Below are 1,209 nucleotides of genomic sequence, written 5' to 3' on the forward strand. Positions count from 1 at the left end.
CGAGGCCGCCGCGTTCCCGGACGCTGTCGGCGAGGGCGGCGACGAAGCGGCCGGGATCGCAGAACCGCTGGCCCTGCACGGATACGACGTACCGGACCTGCTCGGACAGCAGAGGTTCGAGGTCGCGGGCGGCCGCCGGGTCCAGCACCTCGGCATCGACGGGTTGGCCGGTCGCCCGGATCTCGGCGAGCTCCGTCAGGAGGGCGTCGAGGCCGGACCGGTCGCGATAGCCGGCCAGGAACGGGTCGGCGGCGCGGGTCGGCGCGGTCACGCCGCCCGCCGCGAGCTCGTCAAAGGCATCGAGAGCAGCGCGGGTCAACGGCACCAGCGCGCGCATGGCGGTTCGCCACCGCGCGGTCGTGCTGTGCCGGACGAATCCGGCGATGAAACGGGCGAGCCCCAGATCGGCGACCGGCGGCACGTACACCGGTGAGTCCGGGCGCAGGAGCACCCGCAGCCCGTAGCGCAGGACCGCGGGCTCCGGCAGGGGCGTCGCGAGCCCCGGGGTGAGCCAGCCGGCATTGCCCCAGGACGATCCGGCCCCGGCCCAGGTGGGTCCGGCGGTGAGGTGGTCGCGGTCGAAGACCGTCACCCGCCTGCCGCGGTCCTGGAGGAACCACGCCACGCACAGCCCGACCATCCCGCCGCCGATCACCGCGACCTGGTCGGGAACGGCGTGCCCCGGCCGCGGGCGTGACCCGTGCGGCGCGCTCAGCCCCGCGGCGTTCCCGGCCGGTCGGGTCGTGTCCGTCGATTCCGTCACGTCCGCCTCGATCGGGTGATTTCCCACCGCCGCCATTATCCTCCCGCGACGCCGGATCCGCTGTCTACAGCACCACCTCACCGGCCTTCCGACCTGTAATCCGTCGTCGAGTCCCCTCACCGGCCGCCTCGCCCGCGACCGGGGCCACCAGGCCCTGCTCACCGGGCACGGAATCGGCCGGACCCAGGCGGCGGTGTTCCTCGCCGAGATCGGGGACATCACCCGTTTCCCGACCCCGGGCATCTCGCCAGCTGGGCCGGGCTCACCCCACGTCACCGTGAGGCCGACACCACGGTGCACCGGGGCCACATCACCGAACAGGGCTCCACCCTGGTCCGCTGGACCGCGATCGAGGCCTCTCGATCCTGCCGGCGACCACCCCCGCCCTCGGCCCCACCAAGAGCAAGATCGGCGCCCGCCGCGGCCCGCACGCTGCTCACGTCCAT

1 protein-coding gene and 1 pseudogene are annotated in these 1,209 nt (G+C 74.1%); one reads left to right on the plus strand and one right to left on the minus strand.

Translation table 11 applies throughout. The features are described from left to right. On the minus strand, window positions 1-790 hold a 790-nt coding region (locus AC08ON_RS02250), incomplete at its 3' end, for an NAD(P)/FAD-dependent oxidoreductase (protein WP_476616366.1). Window positions 791-956: 166 nt separating this feature from the next. Between AC08ON_RS02250 and AC08ON_RS02255 the strand changes: the two are divergent. Continuing rightward, window positions 957-1,209, plus strand: a pseudogene (locus tag AC08ON_RS02255) (transposase); the annotation flags it as partial.

The sequence above is a fragment of the Frankia sp. CoWAU3 genome, assembly GCF_977971855.1.